Genomic DNA, 18,686 nt, shown 5'->3' with positions numbered 1-18,686 from the left:
AATCTTTCTACTTTCTTCTCTTTTTTGCGCTATGAGCGCATCAGTAACAGCAGAGCCCTGGGTAAAGCCAGACGATTACGGTCTACGTGCCGACATTCAACAACTGGCTGATGCCGGTGTTATTTTAGCGCCTGTAACCACCTACCCGCTAATGTGGAAAAGCTTTATTGGCGAGCTAGAATCGAGCAAGCTTGAACTTTTATCTCCCAGCCTGCAAGATGCACTGCTTCGTGTAAAACATCGTTATAAGTCAGAAAACAGCAGCTCGCACAGTTTACAACTCTCAGCGTTTGCCGCATCAGACCCAATTATAGCCACCAGCTTTGGGGCAACCAACACACAAGAATCTGAGCTTTCTGCGGCCTACGCCTACCTTGGCGATAACTTTGCGGCGAAGGTAGCCATTAATTACCGTAACGATGGTAAACAATGCTTAGTTGATGGCAAAACAACCGATGATATAGCCACTAACGAACAAGCACTTGAAGATTGTAACGATACCTCATTTGACGATAGCTACTTAGCCTACCGCTTAGGCAATTGGATTTTTAGAGCCGGTGCCGTAGAGCAGTTTTGGGGCCCAGGTGTTGATAACAGTTTAATTATGTCGGGTAATGCAAAGCCACTGCCGGCACTAAGTGTAACCCGTGAGCAAAGCACAGCGTTTGAAACGCCTTGGTTAAGTTGGCTCGGCCAATGGAGCTTTACCGCGCAAATGGCAAAGTTAGAATCGACCCGTGTTATTCCTGATGCGCTGCTTTGGAGTAGCCGTGTTAACTTTCGCCCGATGCAACAGCTTGAAATTGCTTTAAGTTGGTCTGCGCAGTGGGCCGGTGAAGGCCAACCAAGCTCAGCAGGTGATTTTATTGATGTTATTACTGGGCAAACTAATTGTATTGATGGCAATGAAAGTTGTGATAGCTCACTGGAGTCTAAAATTGGTAATCAGCTTGCAGGCATAGATGTGCGTTGGTCTGACACTTTATTTAGTCACCCGTATGCAATCTACGCAAGTACAATTGGCGAAGATGCCAGCTCGCAATTCAAACCAGCCGACAGAGCGTACTTATTTGGCGTACAAACTACGCAGCGCATTTACAATCAAAATGTGCTCGTTAATGTTGAATACATAGACACAGGTGTATCGTGCTCGGCCGAATCAACCAGTGAAAACTGCTACTACGAACACTCCGATTATAAATCGGGCTATCGTTACCACGGCCGCACTATTGGCTCAACTTTTGATAATGATGCGCAGTCAGTGGTATTAACACTTTTAGGTCAGCTTTCAAATGGCGATGACTGGCAAGTAAAACTACGTAGTGTGGATTACAACAGCGATAATCTTGACCGTTACCCTAGTAACTCCGATTTAGGTAATACAATTACCAAAACCGGTTATAACTCAAAACAAGTTGAGCTACGCTACAGGCAGCTGGCTATGGGTGGGCGCTTAACGCTCGGCGCTTTTGCATCAAACAACGATGGCGCAGAAAACGACACATCAGCGTTTGCTAAGTACGAATATAATTTTTAAACCGTATATTTAAAAATAGCATTTTAAAGCCAGCTATTTATAACAAAAAAAGGGTTGAAAACGCAGTTTTCAACCCTTTTTTATTTAATCAGCAAATATTACTGCTTTATTTTGCTAATCACCTTAGAGGTTGAACAACCATCTAAAAATGTCAGCACTTCTACTTTGCCACCATGGCGTAGCACATGATCGGCGCCAGCTATTTGCTCTACGGTGTAATCACCACCTTTAACTAAAATATCGGGGCTTATTTGCTCGATTAATTTAGCGGGAGTGTCGTTTTCGTCCGCGCTGCCAAAGGGAATTACCCAATCTACAGAGGCGAGTGCACTTAATACCATTGCGCGCTCATCAAGTGGATTTATAGGGCGCTCAGGGCCTTTTAAACGCGTAATTGAATCATCATTATTTAAACCAACAACGAGCCTATCTCCACGCGCTTTGGCTTGGGCTAAATAGCGTACGTGGCCTGCGTGTAAAATATCAAAACAGCCATTGGTAAACACTATCGTTTCGCCATTTTGCTTAGCAAACTCAATGTGTTGCAATACATCGTCAAATGGAGTTTGGTAGTGCTCGCCATTGGTGTGTAAGTATTGGCCAAGCTTTTGGCTAAGCTCTTCTGGTGAAACCGTTGCCGCACCCAATTTACTTACTACAATGCCTGCGGCTAAATTAGCAATTTCTACCGCATCTTTAGGCTCCATACCTGCCCCGAGCATCACCGCAAGCGTGGCTATAACAGTATCGCCTGCGCCAGTTACATCACTTACTTCTAGCTGCTGCGCTGCAAAGTCGTGTTTTTCATCGGCATTAATTAATGACATACCTTGCTCAGAGCGTGTAAGTAGCATGGCTTTAATACCATTTTTACTAATTAGCTCACGCGCGCTTTGTGCTAATATTTCTTCAGAGCCTGTTTTACCCCCAGCCAAATTAAATTCATGTAAATTAGGGGTAATGTAGTCTGCGCCTTCGTATAAGTGTAAGTCGGGCGATTTAGGATCTATAAGCACGGTTTTACCCGCCGCTTTAGCAACGCTAACCATTTCTTTAATTAAGCTCAGCGAACCTTTGCTGTAATCAGAAAATACCACAAAGTCGTAATCATCAAGCACCAGCTCTAAACGGTTTAATAACAACTGGCTATGCTGCTCGCTAAAGGTTTCTTCTAAATCTAGGCGCACAAGTTGTTGATGGCGGCTAATTACACGCATTTTAGAAATAGTGGGTAAATCGCATACACTAACAAGCTGTGAATGTATTTTTTCACCTTTTAAAATAGTTTCTAAGATTTGCCCGCTTTCATCTTCACCAATTAAACCAAGTAAGCCCACTTTGGCATCAAGCCTAGCAATGTTTTTTGCAACATTTGCAGCGCCACCCGCTTTATCTTCAAACTTGCTTACTTTAACAACGGGTACTGGAGCCTCTGGCGAAATACGCCCTGTATCGCCATACCAGTATCGGTCTAGCATGACATCGCCGACAACTAAAATACGCGCTTTAGATAAGTTTTTTAATAGCGATAAATCCATTACTGCTGCTCCGCAACAACCATATCGATAGCCTCACATAACCAGTGGCCAATAAACATATGTGCCTCTTGGATGCGAGCTGTTTCATCATTTTTTATAATAATGGGCAACTTAGCAATGTCTTTTACTTTACCGCCCTCGCGACCGGTTAAGGCAACCGTAAACGCGCCAATTTTGTTAGCTGCTTCCAGTGCTAAATTAATATTGGCGCTGGTACCTGAGGTTGTTAAACCAATCACTAAATCTTCTGGTTTACATAAAGCCTGAACTTGGCGTTCAAATACCGTATCAAAGTGGTAGTCGTTACTGTGCGCAGTTAATATTGAGGTATCTGTGGTCAGCGCCATTGAGGCAAGAGGGCCACGCTCTAACTTATAACGCACGACAAATTCGGCAGCTAAATGCTGTGCATCGGCAGCACTTCCGCCGTTGCCAAACCAAATAACCTTACCACCAGCTTGCAATGCACTGTGGCACGCTTCTAATAATTGCATAGACTCTTGATGATAAGCCTCCATCGTTTCAAATAAGGCTTGATGACGGTTTAAACTTTCAACGTAGCTTGTTGCCACAGAATCGATAATTGACATGAAAAATTCCTCTAGGAACTGAAATGGCAGGAAAAAATTAAATCCATTATTCCATAGTTTTATTTAGTTGTGTGTATTTTATGGGAATATAGCTGAACTGAATTATAATTTAGTGCTTCACATGTTCAGAAATTATCACTTTCGCGTTAAACTAGCGCCACTTACCTTAATAAAAGTTCAGTATGGCACGCATTTTTTACTCACTCGCTTTAATTTTAATTAGCCCACTGATTGTATTTTACTTGTATGTACTAAGAGGTAAAAAAAATATAGGCTACCGCGCGCACTTTAAAGAGCGCTTTGGTTTTATTAGCAAACACTTATTTAATAATAGCGCTAAACCGGTTGTGTTCCACTGCGCTTCTGTAGGTGAGGTCCTTGCTGCAACGCCACTGATTAAAGCACTGCAAAAACAACACCCGCAGCTTAATATACTTATTACCTGCAATACTCCTACCGGGCGTGCGCAAATTAGTGAACAATTTAAAAATACCGTGGTGTGTTGTTATTTACCTATAGACTTTGCTGGTTCGAGCGCTCGATTTTTAAAGCGCGTAAATCCACAAGCACTGTGTATTTTAGAAACTGAGCTGTGGCCTAATTTAATGGCAATAAGCCATAAAAAGACTATTCCGGTATTGGTGCTTAATGCTCGCCTAAGCGAAAAATCGCAACAAGGGTATCAAAAGGTGGCAGGGTTAACGCATATAATTATGCGTTCAATTTCAGTGCTTGCAAGTCATAATAAAAATGATGCTAAGCGCTTTATTGAACTTGGTTTACCCCCTTCAAAAAGCCATGTTACAGGCTCAATAAAGTTCGACATTACGCCAAGCAATGAGCAACTAACTAAAGTTGCAAATCTTAAAGCCGAATATAAAACCAAAGAACGTTTTGTATGGGTGGCAGGCTCTACTCACCCGCTTGAACACGAAATGATATTAAACGCCCATCAGCAGCTATTAAAAAAACACCCTAATGCACTTTTAGTTATAGCACCGCGCCACCCTGAGCAATTTGATAAAGTAGCCGATACGCTAACTCAAAGCCCACTTAGCTTTAGTCGTCGCAGCAACAATAACTATCAAAACGAGCAGGTACTATTAGCTGATACACTGGGCGAACTACAGTGTTTATATGGCGCAGCGAATGTAAGTTACATAGGCGGTAGTTTAATTCGCCGAGGTGGGCACAACCCACTTGAAGCTGCTGCTTTTTCGGTTGGTGTTATTACAGGCCCACACACGTATAATTTTGATCATATCTACCCTGAGCTAATTAAACTTAAAGGGGCTGTCGTTGTTGAAAATACCGATGAGCTTGCTAAACAATTAATTAATTTAAGCCAAAACACCAAAGCGTGCCAAAGCTTGGGTATTAAAGCGCAGCAATGTGTAGTAAAAAACCAAGGCGCCATTGAAAAAACATTAACCATTATAAATCAGTATTTAGAGCCAAAAGCATGACTCATCAAGCAATCGCCCAAACCCGCGAGTGGGTATCATCCGTTATTGTAAAATATAATTTTTGCCCATTTGCCCGTAAAGAAGTAGAAAATAACTGTATTCATTATGTGCTTAGCCCTGCAACAAAAATTGATGACGCTGTAATGGACATGCTAGAGCAGTGTGTGCAGCTTGATCAAAACCCAGAGCGCGAAACCACATTAATACTGTTTGATAACGGCTTTAGCGATTTTGAAGACTTTTTAGATTTAGTCGATTTAGCCAATGCCTTACTGGCAGCGCAAGGGTTTGAAGGTAAATACCAAATTGCTAATTTTCATCCCGATTACGTGTTTGCCGACAGCGACGAAGATGATGCCGCAAATTACACTAACCGAGCCCCCTACCCTACACTGCATTTAATTCGCGAACTGAGTATGAGCGAAGCGCTTGATAACTATAACGAGCCTGAATCTATACCAGAGCACAATATAAAGCTTGCAAGGCGCAAAGGGTTCGACTTTTGGCAGCAACTTTTAGCAAATATAAAAAAACCGAGCGCCTAAACGCTCGGTTTTTAAGTAATATGTTTAGCTGCTTGTATTACTTTTTAACCCAGTTACCATTCACTTCGATATAGTGGCCACTTTTGGTCTTTTCGATTGTTTTAGCTGCTGCGAGTGCCTCTACTTGTGCCAGCGATAAATCGTTCTTTTTAGCCAGCTTTAAATACTGTGCTTTACGTTTAGCATTAATTTCCTCAACCACGGCTTTTGCCTCGCTGTTTTGTACAACAAGCCCTAAGTAACCTGAGCTATCTTCACCCACTAAGCCTTGGTTTTTAGCATCATCTAAACTAATAGCCCACGCCGAAAACGACAAACATACCGCACTTACTAGAGTAGCAATACTTAATTTATTTTTTATAGTCATCATTTAGCTCCTAAAATAATTCACTGTCGTCACTGAATAAGTTATCGAGTTCTTTATCAACTTTTACTCTAATTTCGTGATCTACTTTTACATTTAGATTGATCGTTATCGGCTCTTTCGCTGCCACCTCTACTCTGTGGGTACATGCGCTTAAAGCGCTAATAGCAGCAAGTGCAATAACGGCCTTAATGCTCAACAAATTTTTCATCATAGTTTCCTTTTTTAGAGTATTGCTGCTCAACTTTTTGCGTTATTTCGTCGCTCAGTCTAAGCGCTCTTAGCAACGTAAACACGTTTTCTTCGTGATTGTAATTAAAGTTAACTTGTTGCTGCTCTGGCTCATTAAAGCCTTGTAAGTTAACACCTAAGTTTAACCAGCCATCACTTTTAAGCGCTACTGTACTATTAAGTTTTTGTATATCAAGGTTTTTGAGCAACCCAAGCACAGGTTGTAACTCTTGTTGCTGGCGCATAACAGCGTCAAACGCTTCGTTATTACTAATAATAAGCTTCCCTTGGCCTTGATTGGTTAGGCTGCCACTTTTTACCTCAACCCCTGTGTCATCAAAATAAAACGGCAACGACCCTTTTAGCCTACCTGTTAGGGTAATACCCGACTTATCGTCAAGCGTTATTAATTTACTGGCATCAACATTTTCAAACGTAACATTAGCTGTTTGCTGCTGCTTTAAAAGCGTGTATTTATCTAAAGAAAATTTACCACCAAAAATATCGCCTTCAACATCAAAGGCCTGCGCGCTATTATTAACCACTTTAATATTACCCGTGATACTTTTAACTACAGCGCCTGCACGTAATTCATTAACATTAAAGGTAGTAGGGGCAACATTAAGCTGCCCTGAATCGTACTGCCCACCTAGCTGCATACTAAATTGATTAGCTAAGTAGTCGTTATACAGTGCACTGGTATCAGTCATCGTTAAAGTAAAATTTGCTTTTTGTAAATTTACATCACCACTTATACGCCCACCCAATTTTCCTTGGGTTAGCTGAGCTAACGGTTCAAATTGGCTAACGATTGAATTTAACGAAAGCACACTTTGCTGCGGTATAATCACTTCAAACGGATGCGCTACCTTTGAAACATGGTGATTGGCCACCAGCTCAACACCATTTACAAATACATGATGAGACGCTTTAAGCGCGCGACTTTGCAGCCCAGTTGACGTTACGTTTATAGTATTTAAATCGACATTTGGACTAGTGAGTGTATTTATTTGGGTGTTTGCATTTAAGTGAGCAAATAACTCTCCCACACCTAAGCTTGCCCTTGCACTAAGGGTGTTATTAATACCAGTGAGTTTATATTCGTTGTATTGCACGCTTTTAAGCTTACTTTTAAGCGTTACTTTTGCATCGAGCTTTTCATTCATACTTGCTTCAAGGTTACCTGTGTAGCCGTTAAGAGCGCTGCCATAAGCAGCTGCGCTATCAACGCTTAACTCAATACGTGCGCTACCTTCTGGCTTAAAGTCAATAAGTTGAGTGACTGTAAAGTCCCCTTTAGCTTTAATATTGTTAGCCTCAGCCGGCAAAAATTCAGGCAAAGAGTTAAGCGCAATATCGTAATTACCGCTTAGTTGAGCGTTTTTAAGCTGCGTACTTAGCGTTATAGCGTCTATTTCATCTGTATGTAGCTGTGCCTTTAGCTGTGTGCGTGCGCTTTGTAACGGTGCAGCAGTATTTATAAACGTATCTGTAAACCTTATATCTATATTTTGCTTGGCTTGCTCTGCGCTTTTGAGCGTTATTAACGGTAAGGTGAGGTTGTTATGTGCAAAATTAATTGGTTTAACTAAAGCCCATTGCCAATTAAGTGGAAGCTGCTTTACAGCAAATGACTTGTAGGCACTTTCAGGAATAAGAGATTGGCAGTTATTACTAAGTTTTACATTGTTTTTAAGCTTGCTTGGGTCAAGCTCAAGGTTTTGGCTATTTAAATTATAGGTAGCACTTAGCACACCTTTGGAGCTGTTTGATATATCACAGCTTTGTATTTTATAGTCATACTGGGCTTGTAAATCACCACTAAGGCTTGCCTCTACTCCGTTAAAGCTAAATGCCTGCGCTGCATTAAAGCTAAGTCCACTTAATAACTCATTATCTGTTTTAAGTAGTTGCTTCAATAATCCATCATTAACTTTAAGCTGCCCTTGTACCTTATTATTGTAAAGCGTTGCGCTTGCGTTTAAATCACCATTGACTACAAACTGGTTAAGCGTGGGCTCGGTGATATTTAGCATTAGCGGGCGCTTTAAAAGCGCACTGTGTATAGTTAAATGCTCAACTGTAATTGTTGGCCTTTTTTCAGGAAGCGCTAAATCTAAAATTGTGGCAGCAGTGCTTGTTTTACTACTTTGAGGAAATGGATTTACATTAAGTACTGCGTGTTTAACTTTAACATGCTTAGTATTAGCAGTAATACCTGTAAGAGCAAGCTCTTGATTTTGGTAACTTAAACAGGCTTTTTGTACGTGCACATTTAACTTACTCGTAAGCGAAAAATCTAAGCAACTTAAGGTAACACCTGCTTTTTCAAGTTCAGGCGCTACAGCCCATTGTAATAGTGGCAAACGAAATACATAGCCAAGCAAAACTATACTTAGCAACACAGCACCCATAATTAAACCAACGCGCTTTAACATACTGTCCTTATAAGCTTTTATTTATACTTTACAAACTATCGTAATTTTAAATCTACGCAATCAAAAAAGGCTGCACAGTGCAGCCTTTTTTATTTTACAGCTAGATTATGAATCTAACTTGTATATGTCGTTTTTAACCTACATTTTTACGTGCGTTGCGGAAAATACGCATCCATGGGCTATCCTCTTTCCACTCATCTGGGTGCCACGAGTTAGCAACAGCGCGGAATACACGCTCAGGGTGCGGCATCATTACAGTGGCACGGCCATCAGTAGAGGTAATACCGGTAATACCCTCTGGTGAACCATTCGGGTTAGCCGGATATTGCGTTGTCGGGTTACCATAGTTATCTACAAATTTAACCGCAACAGTGCCGCTTTCAAGCGCAGCTTTAGTGGCGGCATCGTTTGCAAACTCTGCATGACCTTCACCATGAGATACGGCAATTGGCATACGCGACCCTTCCATTCCATTAAAGAACACAGACGGGTTTTCTTGTATTTCAACTAAGCTAAAGCGTGCTTCAAAACGCTCTGACTTATTTGTTACAAAACGAGGCCAATGCTCAGTACCCGGAATTAACTCTTTCAATGTTGATAACATTTGACAACCATTACACACACCTAAGCTAAAGGTGTCTTCACGGTGGAAGAAGTTTTGGAACTGATCGCGTGCCATATCGTTAAACAATATAGACTTAGCCCAGCCTTCACCGGCGCCTAATACGTCACCATAAGAGAAACCACCACATGCCACTAAGCCTTTAAATTGCTCAAGGGTTAAACGCCCTTCGAGGATATCGCTCATGTGTACATCAACAGCGGCAAAACCAGCACGGTTAAACGCAGCAGCCATTTCTAAATGCGAGTTAACGCCTTGCTCACGTAAAATAGCCATTTGCGGCTTAGCGCCCGTTGCAATGTACGGTGCGGCTATATCTTCGTTTAAGTCAAAGTTAAGTTTTACGTTTAAGCCTGGATCTTTTGCATCAAACTTGGCATCAAACTCTTGCTTAGCACAATCAGGGTTATCACGACGTGCTTGCATTTGGTACGTTGTTTCGGCCCAAATAGTACGTAATTCAGTACGAGTATGATTAAGTACAGTTTGCTCACCACGGTTAAATACAATGCTATCGTCGCTATTAAGCGAGCCAATCACGTGGCTAATTGCAGCAACACCGTGTTGTTCAAATACAGCATTTACGGCATCTAAATCGCTGTTAGCAACTTGAATTACCGCGCCAAGCTCTTCGTTATAAAGCGCTTCTAGATCTGTCCCGGTTAAACCAGCTAAATCAACAGTCACACCGGTGTGCCCAGCAAATGCCATTTCAGTTACAGTAGTAAATAAACCACCGTCTGAGCGGTCATGATAAGCAAGTAGCTTGCTATCAGCGACAAGTGCTTGCATGGCATTGTAAAAGCCTTTAAGTAGCTCAGGGCTGTCAACATCTGGAGTAACATCACCAAGCTGCTTATAAACCTGTGCAAGGCTTGATGCGCCCAGTCGGTTTTTACCCGCGCCTAAGTCAACTAAAATAAGTGATGTATCGCCTTTATCAGTACGTAACTGCGGAGTCACTGTTTTACGCACGTCGTCAACACGGCCAAAGGCAGTAATAATAAGTGATAACGGAGAAGTAACTGATTGCTCAGCACTATCATCCTCGTTTTTCCATGTCGTTTTCATCGACATAGAATCTTTACCTACAGGTATAGTTAAACCAAGCGCAGGACAAAGCTCTTCGCCTACCGCTTTTACAGCTTCGTAAAGGCCGGCGTCTTCACCAGGGTGACCTGCTGCAGCCATCCAATTAGCCGATAGCTTAATGTTCTCTAGGCTACCAATGTTGGCACAGGCAATATTGGTTAGTGACTCTGCCACGGCTAAACGCGCCGATGCACCGTAATTTAATAGTGCTGCCGGCGTGCGCTCACCCAGTGACATAGCTTCACCGTGGTAAGTGTCGTACGTTGCTGCGGTAACTGCACAGTTAGCCACAGGTACTTGCCAAGGGCCTACCATTTGATCCCGTGCTACTAAACCGGTAACCGAGCGATCGCCAATGGTAATTAAGAATGTTTTTTCTGCAATGGTAGGTAAGCGCAGTAAACGCTGAGCAGCCTCGGCTATATCAATCGACTCTGCATCAATTGCCTTACCGGTAACTTGCTTTGAAGTTACATCGCGATGCATTTTAGGTGCTTTACCTAATAATACATCAAGCGGCAAATCAACAGGGCTGTTATCAAAGTGGCTGTCGGCAACAGTTAAGTGGCGCTCTTCTGTGGCTTCACCTATTACTGCGTACTGCGCACGTTCGCGCTTACAAATGGCTTCAAAGCGATCAAAATCTTCAACAGCAACAGCCAGTACATAACGTTCTTGCGATTCGTTACACCAAATTTCGTGTGGGGCCATGCCCGGCTCATCGTTAGGAATATCACGTAGTTGGAATTTACCACCACGGCCACCATCATCTACAAGCTCAGGAAACGCATTAGATAAACCACCGGCGCCTACATCATGTATAAACGCAATTGGGTTTTCATCCCCTAGTTGCCAACACTTATCGATCACTTCTTGGCAACGGCGTTCCATTTCTGGGTTTTCACGCTGTACAGAAGCAAAATCTAAATCTTCGTTTGATTGGCCCGATGCCATGCTTGATGCTGCACCGCCGCCTAAGCCAATGTTCATTGCAGGGCCACCTAGTGCAATAAGTTTTGCACCGACTGGAATATCCCCTTTTTGAACATGATCAGCACGAATATTACCTAAACCACCGGCAAGCATAATAGGCTTGTGGTAACCACGCACCTCTTCACCATTGTGACTTGTTACTTTTTCTTCGTAGGTACGAAAGTAACCTAATAAGTTAGGACGTCCAAACTCATTATTAAATGCCGCGCCGCCTAAAGGGCCGTCCATCATAATATCAAGCGCATTTACGATACGGTTAGGTTTACCAAAGTCGCTTTCCCACGGTTGTTCGTAACCCGGAATACGTAAGTTAGAAACCGTAAAACCAACTAAACCCGCTTTTGGCTTAGAGCCGCGGCCTGTTGCACCTTCATCGCGAATTTCACCACCTGAGCCTGTAGCCGCACCTGAAAATGGTGCTATAGCTGTTGGGTGGTTATGGGTTTCTACCTTCATTAAAATTTCTATGTCTTCTTGATGATACGCATATTCACCTAGCGCATTCGGGAAGAAACGGCCCGCTTTTGATCCCTTCATTACTGCTGCGTTATCTTTGTACGCCGACAGCACATTTTCAGGATTGTGCTCAAATGTATTTTTGATCATTTTAAACAGCGATTTAGGCTGCTCAATACCATCAATTGTCCAATCAGCATTAAATATTTTATGACGACAATGCTCAGAGTTTGCTTGCGCAAACATAAATAACTCTATGTCGTTAGGGTTACGGCCTAACTTTTTAAAGTTTTCTACTAAGTAGTCTATCTCGTCATCAGCAAGCGCAAAACCTTGTTCAACGTTTGCCGCAGCCAATGCTTCGCGCCCGCCACCTAAAATGTCAACTGATGACATTTCGCGAGGTGAGTCATTGCGGAATAACTGCGCTGCAGAAGCAAGTTCGCTATGCGTTGCCTCAGTCATACGGTCGTGTAATAACGCCGTTACTTGAGCAAGCTGATCTGCACTTAGTTCACCTTCTACGTAATAAGCAATACCACGCTCAACACGGTGAACCTGTTTAAGGCCACAGTTATGCGCTATGTCGGTTGCTTTAGATGCCCATGGTGAAATGGTGCCAGGGCGAGGGGTAACTAAAATAAGTGTGCCAGCTGGGGTATGCTCGGCAATAGTTGGACCGTAAGTAAGTAGTTTTTCAAGCTTAGTTTGCTCATCAACACTCAAAGGCGAGGTTAAATCGGCAAAATGTGCATACTCGGCATATACATTGGTGACTGGAAGTTGCGATAGTTTGCAACGCGCTAAAATTTTATTAACTCTGAACTCTGAAAGTGCTGGTGCACCACGAAGGATCAACATAGATAATTTCATCCGGGGTTAGGGATTGAACGATATTTTAGGCGGGCATTATAGTCTATGTAGCACCGAGTTTTAACTCCAAATTGCGCTTTTCAGAAAATTAACTTTTTATTTATATAAACAGCAGCAAAATTACCAATAAAAGCTAAACGCTAAGTGACGCCATAGTGAAGTTTTGGTATAACGGGGTATGAGCTTTATGGGGCGGTTAATGTTGAAAGAAAAGCTAATAATTATCATCACTTTAGTTATGTTGTTGTGTGCGTGTAATATGCAGGAGCAACAAACTCAACTTGCCCAAATTAAAGCACAAAACAAAATACGTGTAGGTACCCTTGCCAGTGCCAGCAATTACTACCAAGCCGTGCAAGGCGAGCAAGGTTTTGAATACGAGCTATCTCAAGCTTTTGCCGACTACCTAGGTGTTGAACTAGAAATAGTGCCGTTTTTTAATTTATCCGATATGTTTGAGCGCCTTGAAAGTGGTGATTTAGACTTAATAGCCTCAGGACTTACCTACAACAAAGTGCGTGCACAGCAATACCGCTATGGCCCCACTTACAGAACAATTAGCCAAAAGTTGGTTTATAAACAAGGTCGAGTTCGCCCACGTGAATTTGACGACCTTGATGGAAACTTTACCGTTATAGCCAAAAGTAGCCACTCTTTAACCTTACAAAAAATAAAAAAGAGTAACCCAGATTTAACCTGGCAAGAAACTGAAGAGCTCGATGAAGAGGAGCTTTTACAAGCCGTTATCGATGGCGAAATAGATTACACCCTCGCCGACTCACACACGCTTTCGCTGTTTAGACGTTACCACCCAAATTTAAGCATTGGCTTTTCAGTTACCCGAAATGACCCCATAGCTTGGATCCTTAATAAATCAAAAGATGATTCGCTTTATGCACTGCTAGTGCCCTTTTTCGGTGACGTAAAACAAAGTAACCAGCTGTATGTGCTCGAAGAAAAGTACTTTGGGCACGTACGCCAGTTTAACTACGTTAATACGCTTGCATACATTGAAGCTATAAAAGAAACGCTACCCACTTACAGGCCTTGGTTTGAGCAATATGCAGGTAGCCTTGACTGGCGCTTACTTGCTGCGCTTAGCTACCAAGAATCTATGTGGAACCCTCGCGCTAAATCGCCTACAGGTGTGAGAGGCATTATGATGCTGACACGCAGTACCGCTAAACAGGTGGGCGTAACAAATAGGTTAGAGCCAGAGCAAAACATCCGTGGCGGAGCTAAATACTTAGCTAAGCTCGTTAAACGCATCCCCGATAGAATCCCGCAGCCCGATAGAACTTGGCTTGCACTGGCAGCCTATAATGTAGGTTGGGGGCACGTTAACGACGCGCGCATTATTACCGAACAACAAGGGGCGAGCCCTGATAAATGGGCCGATGTTAAAAAGCGCTTACCACTTTTAATCAAAAAACGTTATTACCGTAAAACCCGTTACGGCTATGCACGTGGCGATGTTGCGGTAAAATATGTTGATAACATTCGCAGGTATTACGATGCACTTGTATGGCTTGATGAAAATAATGCCCTAGCGCCAGAGCCAGAACCTGAATCAGAACCTGAAGCACCTAAAGTTGAAAAAGCAGCTCAACCAAGCAAAAAGCCTGTAAACAACGATAAAACCGAACCTACCCCTTCACTTTCACCTGAAGAAAAAAGTAAGCAAGGTGAAAATAACACGCAGCAGTCTCAGTAAAGCGTTTATATTTACGTTTTAAATGGGCTGCTCAGGCCTGTGAAACATTAAAATGTGGGCATTAAATGCTTATTTTGTCATCTTAGCAGGCGCTAATTTCCCCTTCAGGCCTAACCACTCTAGTAACTAAATTAAAAATCTGTTTACTTGTCATGAAATGATCACTAATGTGTGTTTATAGTATATTTACCTGATTTTTAATATATATCTTGTGCCTTTCTCACTCTCACGCATTAGGAGAACACATGCTAAAACGTAGACGCACGCAAAAACTAAAACGCAATATTATTCATTCAACAGCCACCAGACGTCGTATTATGCTACGTAACTTACATAAAAAAATTATTTGGCGTCGTCGTATGTTTGCTATGCAGCAAATGATAGAAGTAGATTCAAATAAGGTTAACTAGTCACTAATTTGGCGAGCTGCTTTTTTAGCCGCTTTAATTTGTTCTCGGCGTTGTTTAAAAAACGCCGAAATAGTACTACCACAGGTTTGACCAAGCACCCCACCTAATACCTCTACCTGATGGTTCAGCCTCGGCTCTTGCAATAAGTTCATAATAGACCCAGCCGAGCCTGTTTTAGCATCTGGCGCACCGTAGACGAGGCGCTTTATTCTGCTATGCACTAACAGCCCGGCACACATAGAGCATGGCTCTAACGTAACGTACAAAGTGCAATCAATTAAACGGTAATTATTTAAAGCTCTCCCTCCTTCACGCACTGCAATCATTTCGGCGTGCGCAGAGGGGTCGTTATCAGTAATTGAACGATTATAACCCGCTGCAATAAGCGTGTTATCTTTCACAAGGACAGCTCCTACCGGAATTTCGCCCAATTGCTGCGCCTTATTGGCATAAACTAATGCCTGCTCCATCCAATACTCATCGCTTTTAAGATCGTTCATAGTGCTTACTTTAAATAAATTTTCTTTCGGTATTATATCAACTTGCCTGTTTAAAATGCGTAATTGATTAAATTATTGCAAAAATAAAACAAAATAATGTGGTTTATCGTGGCTCATAGAGTGTGATTTACGCTATAATCTCACGCTTTTTTTATTTAGCTCACAACACAGGTAGCAAATGAAATTTCCTGGACGCCGCAGACATAAACATTATTTTCCAGTGGAGGCTAAAGATCCACTTACTAATCAGCTAAACGCAACTGAGCGATTACAACGTAGCTACATTACGGGTATCGATCAGATCGTTGTTGATATTGAAGCCAAAGTCGATCAGGCTTTTTTAGACGAGTTTCAACTTCGCCGAGGAATGTCGCAAGTTATTGATAGCGATATTACTAACGCACTTTACGACCGTTTAAAACTAAACGACATGGTTGATTACGAATTTGCCGGTGGCACCATTGGTAACACAATGCATAACTACTCTGTACTAGCAGATGACCGTTCAGTATTGCTCGGTGTTATGAGTGAAAACATAAAAATTGGCAGCTATGCCTATCGCTTTTTATGTAACACATCAAGCCGCGTTGATTTAGACTATTTACAACCAGTAGATGGCCCTATTGGCCGTTGTTTTACCTTAATTGATGAAACAGGCGAGCGTACATTCGCAATTAGCGCCGGTTTAATGAATCACTTAAAGCCTGAGTCTATCGATAAACACTTAATTGAGCAGTCATCAGCACTTGTGATCAGCGCCTACCTAATGCGTACACAGGGTGATGAAACAATGACTGAAGCGACCATGCAAGCAGTTAAATACGCTAACGATGCAGGTGTACCGGTAGTTTTAACACTCGGCACTAAGTTTTTAATTGAGCAAGATCCAACCTGGTGGGCTAACTTTGTAAACGAGCATGTCGATATACTTGCCATGAACGAAGAAGAAGGGCTAGCAATTACTGGCTTTGAAGACCCGTTATTAGCCGCAGACAAAGCACTTGACTGGGTAGACTTAGTTATTTGTACCGCTGGCGAAAAAGGCTTATTTATGGCAGGTTACGTTGATGAAAGCTTTAAACGTGCAACCGAGTACCCACTATTACCAGGTGCCATTGCCGATTTTAATCGCTATGAATTTTCTCGTGCAATGAAAAAATCCGATTGCGAAAACCCGATAAAAGCGTATAGCCATACGGCGCCATTCATGGGGGGGCCTGATTCAATCAAAAACACCAATGGTGCTGGCGATTGTGCGTTGGCTGCCGTGTTACACGATTTATCAGCAAACGTTTATCATAAGTTAAATGTCGCTAACTCAGCAAAACACGAACAAAAGGCCATTACCTACTCTTCTCTTGCACAAATTAGTAAGTACGCTAACCGCGCAAGTTACGAGGTATTAGTGCAGCACTCTCCACGTTTATCACGTGGGTTACCAGAGCGCGAAGACTGCCTTGAGCAAGTGTACTGGGACCAATAAATAGGGAGCTTTACGTGCTCCCTATTGCGGTATTTTAGAAAATCGAAATATCGAGCTTTTTAGATAGCAGCTCTAATGCTGCTATCCCCGCCACCGAGTTACCAAATTCATTAAGCCCTGGTGAATATACTGCCACTGTAAACTTACCCGGTAATACCGCTAATATAGTGCCTGACACACCCGACTTACCCGGCATACCCACTCTGTAGCCAAAGTCACCTGCCGCATCATATAAGCCGCTGGTGAATAAAATCGAATTTAATTGTTTATTCTGGCGACTACTCAAAACGCGCTTACCCGAGCTGTAATCAACCCCTTTATTCGCTAAAAAGTTATACGCTCTAGCTAACTCAATACAGTTAAGCTCAATCGCACAAAAATTGAAGTAAGACCAAAGTACGTCATCGACGTCATTCTCAAAATTACCAAACGACTTCATTAAATGCGCCATTGCCGCATTTCTATGCCTAAACTCGTACTCAGAATTGGCCACTTTTTTATCAATCACTATTGCACTATTACCTGCAAGTAACCTAAACGTTTCAAGCATTGAGTGGCGAGGTGCGGATAATCGACTGTACAAAGCATCACACGTCACAATCGCGCCAGCATTAATGAAAGGATTACGTGGCACGCCTTTTTCGAACTCTAACTGCGTAAGAGAATTAAACGCGGTACCAGAGGGCTCTTTACCTACCCGATGCCATAGTTCGTCGCCATAGCGCTGTAGCGCCATTGTAAGCGTCATTACTTTAGAAACTGACTGAATAGTAAAACGTTTTGAGCAATCACCCGCACAAATGGTTTCGCCATCAGTGGTATAAATAGCAATAGAAAACTGCTCGCTAGAAATCTCAGCAAGTGCAGGTATATAATCCGCAACTTTACCTTGTGATAACAAAGGGCGCACTTCATGTGCTATTTCATCTAGTACAGTTTGGTAGTCAGCAGTGGGCAATTGACACCTCTATTTTGGCATTTATAAAAATTTGATTTTAACACGCACAACTTCTGCACGCCTAGCTATGTTACATGAATAAAATAGCAGATAAGCATGAACTTAATGTTTATTTTCAAAGTGATATTTTCTATATCAAAGCAATACTAATCCGCAATAAGCCTTAATCATTTTGCGGGGCTATAAAAACTGATTACACTGAGCACGATGTGCGCCTTGACTTTGCCTATAATGGCTTAGCTTTCTATAAGGATATGAATGTTATGGCTCAAAGGATTTACAAGGGCGGGCATTACAAAGACTGAGTTAGCATGAGATCTTGGCTTTTTATTAAACTCCAGATAGCAAAAGACCCGTTACATCGCTGTAACGGGTTTCTTTAATTTGAATCCTGGTAATGTCGTAGTACCCACAGCGGTGGAGAGTCAAATAGCAAATGGAATATTATCATTGCGTCGGGAGTCGCTACGCTCGCCCGACCTACATTCTAGAAGTAGATTAGTGTGTATTAATTGTACGTATTTAACTTTTCTTCAGACGTAAAAAAGCCCGGCTCTTTCGAGCCGGGCTTTCTTGTATTTGAATCCTGGCAATGTCCTACTTTCACATAGCAAATGCTACACTATCATCGGCGCTGTTTCGTTTCACTACTGAGTTCGGCATGGGGTCAGGTGGGTCCAAAACGCTATGGTTACCAAGAAAATTCTGTTCAATTTTCTTATTTTATTTATTAAGCTTTAAGTCCTTCGACTGAATTTGGAGCCTGGCAATGTCCTACTTTCACATAGCAAATGCTACACTATCATCGGCGCTGTTTCGTTTCACTACTGAGTTCGGCATGGGGTCAGGTGGGTCCAAAACGCTATGGTTACCAAG

General features: G+C 42.3%; 14 protein-coding genes and 2 rRNA genes. 6 read left to right on the top strand and 10 right to left on the bottom strand.

Annotation, left to right across the window (positions count from 1 at the left end; genetic code table 11):
• Window positions 1–31: 31 nt before the first annotated feature.
• Window positions 32–1,537 (top strand): capsule assembly Wzi family protein, encoded by a 1,506-nt coding sequence (locus L650_RS0114625; protein WP_085065498.1) that lies wholly within the window; start codon window positions 32–34, stop codon window positions 1,535–1,537.
• A gap of 98 nt (window positions 1,538–1,635) precedes the next feature.
• Here the strand turns inward: L650_RS0114625 and hldE are convergent, their stop codons facing one another.
• Window positions 1,636–3,075: a bifunctional D-glycero-beta-D-manno-heptose-7-phosphate kinase/D-glycero-beta-D-manno-heptose 1-phosphate adenylyltransferase HldE gene (gene hldE / locus L650_RS0114620; protein ID WP_029773562.1), complete on the bottom strand. Its 1,440-nt coding sequence runs from the start codon at window positions 3,073–3,075 to the stop codon at window positions 1,636–1,638.
• On the bottom strand, window positions 3,075–3,665 hold the full coding sequence (locus L650_RS0114615) for an SIS domain-containing protein (protein ID WP_004588568.1): 591 nt from the start codon (window positions 3,663–3,665) through the stop codon (window positions 3,075–3,077). The genes hldE and L650_RS0114615 overlap by 1 nt, the downstream gene beginning before the upstream one ends.
• A gap of 182 nt (window positions 3,666–3,847) precedes the next feature.
• On the opposite strand from L650_RS0114615, the gene waaA reads away from it, so the two are divergent.
• Together waaA and L650_RS0114605 are read left to right on the top strand one after the other, a co-directional pair.
• Entirely contained in the window at window positions 3,848–5,131 is a 1,284-nt protein-coding gene (waaA, locus tag L650_RS0114610; RefSeq protein WP_029773561.1) for a lipid IV(A) 3-deoxy-D-manno-octulosonic acid transferase, read from the top strand.
• Complete coding sequence (locus L650_RS0114605; protein ID WP_029773560.1) at window positions 5,128–5,676, top strand: DUF1415 domain-containing protein; 549 nt, start codon at window positions 5,128–5,130, stop codon at window positions 5,674–5,676. Before waaA ends, L650_RS0114605 begins: the two co-directional genes overlap by 4 nt.
• 37 nt (window positions 5,677–5,713) lie before the next feature.
• Here the strand turns inward: L650_RS0114605 and L650_RS0114600 are convergent, their stop codons facing one another.
• From L650_RS0114600 to purL, 4 genes are all read right to left on the bottom strand, one after another.
• On the bottom strand, window positions 5,714–6,043 hold the full coding sequence (locus tag L650_RS0114600; protein ID WP_004588571.1) for a YdbL family protein: 330 nt from the start codon (window positions 6,041–6,043) through the stop codon (window positions 5,714–5,716).
• Between the two features lie 10 nt (window positions 6,044–6,053).
• Window positions 6,054–6,251: a YnbE family lipoprotein gene (locus L650_RS0114595; RefSeq protein WP_004588572.1), complete on the bottom strand. Its 198-nt coding sequence runs from the start codon at window positions 6,249–6,251 to the stop codon at window positions 6,054–6,056.
• Window positions 6,229–8,709 (bottom strand): YdbH domain-containing protein, encoded by a 2,481-nt coding sequence (locus L650_RS0114590; RefSeq protein ID WP_029773559.1) that lies wholly within the window; start codon window positions 8,707–8,709, stop codon window positions 6,229–6,231. Before L650_RS0114590 ends, L650_RS0114595 begins: the two co-directional genes overlap by 23 nt.
• Before the next feature lie 133 nt (window positions 8,710–8,842).
• Complete coding sequence (gene purL / locus L650_RS0114585; RefSeq protein WP_029773558.1) at window positions 8,843–12,733, bottom strand: phosphoribosylformylglycinamidine synthase; 3,891 nt, start codon at window positions 12,731–12,733, stop codon at window positions 8,843–8,845.
• Window positions 12,734–12,944: 211 nt separating this feature from the next.
• On the opposite strand from purL, the gene mltF reads away from it, so the two are divergent.
• Both mltF and L650_RS24350 read left to right on the top strand, forming a co-directional pair.
• Complete coding sequence (mltF, locus tag L650_RS0114580; RefSeq protein ID WP_029773557.1) at window positions 12,945–14,459, top strand: membrane-bound lytic murein transglycosylase MltF; 1,515 nt, start codon at window positions 12,945–12,947, stop codon at window positions 14,457–14,459.
• A 245-nt stretch (window positions 14,460–14,704) separates the two neighbouring features.
• Window positions 14,705–14,869, top strand: coding sequence for a hypothetical protein (locus L650_RS24350; RefSeq protein ID WP_164488074.1), 165 nt, complete (start codon window positions 14,705–14,707; stop codon window positions 14,867–14,869).
• On the opposite strand, the gene tadA is transcribed toward L650_RS24350, so the two are convergent.
• Window positions 14,866–15,369, bottom strand: coding sequence for a tRNA adenosine(34) deaminase TadA (gene tadA, locus L650_RS0114570; protein WP_004588577.1), 504 nt, complete (start codon window positions 15,367–15,369; stop codon window positions 14,866–14,868). The genes L650_RS24350 and tadA overlap by 4 nt on opposite strands.
• Before the next feature lie 178 nt (window positions 15,370–15,547).
• Between tadA and L650_RS0114565 the strand changes: the two genes are divergently transcribed.
• Window positions 15,548–16,852 carry an inosine/guanosine kinase gene (locus L650_RS0114565; RefSeq protein WP_004588578.1) on the top strand — a complete coding sequence of 435 codons (1,305 nt, stop codon included), beginning with the start codon at window positions 15,548–15,550 and terminating at the stop codon, window positions 16,850–16,852.
• Between the two features lie 34 nt (window positions 16,853–16,886).
• Here the strand turns inward: L650_RS0114565 and glsB are convergent, their stop codons facing one another.
• The 3 genes from glsB to rrf (L650_RS0114550) all read right to left on the bottom strand — a co-directional run bounded on the left by glsB (window position 16,887) and on the right by rrf (L650_RS0114550) (window position 18,686).
• Window positions 16,887–17,810 (bottom strand): glutaminase B, encoded by a 924-nt coding sequence (gene glsB, locus L650_RS0114560; protein WP_029773556.1) that lies wholly within the window; start codon window positions 17,808–17,810, stop codon window positions 16,887–16,889.
• A 584-nt stretch (window positions 17,811–18,394) separates the two neighbouring features.
• Window positions 18,395–18,509 (bottom strand): 5S ribosomal RNA (gene rrf, locus L650_RS0114555).
• A gap of 62 nt (window positions 18,510–18,571) precedes the next feature.
• A 5S ribosomal RNA gene (gene rrf / locus L650_RS0114550) occupies window positions 18,572–18,686 on the bottom strand.

It is taken from the genome of Pseudoalteromonas sp. TB51 (genome assembly GCF_000498055.1).
Taxonomy (GTDB): Bacteria; Pseudomonadota; Gammaproteobacteria; order Enterobacterales; family Alteromonadaceae; genus Pseudoalteromonas; species Pseudoalteromonas atlantica.
The sequence above is the reverse complement of the archived record's forward strand: the minus strand, read 5'-3'. Positions and strand labels throughout refer to the sequence as shown.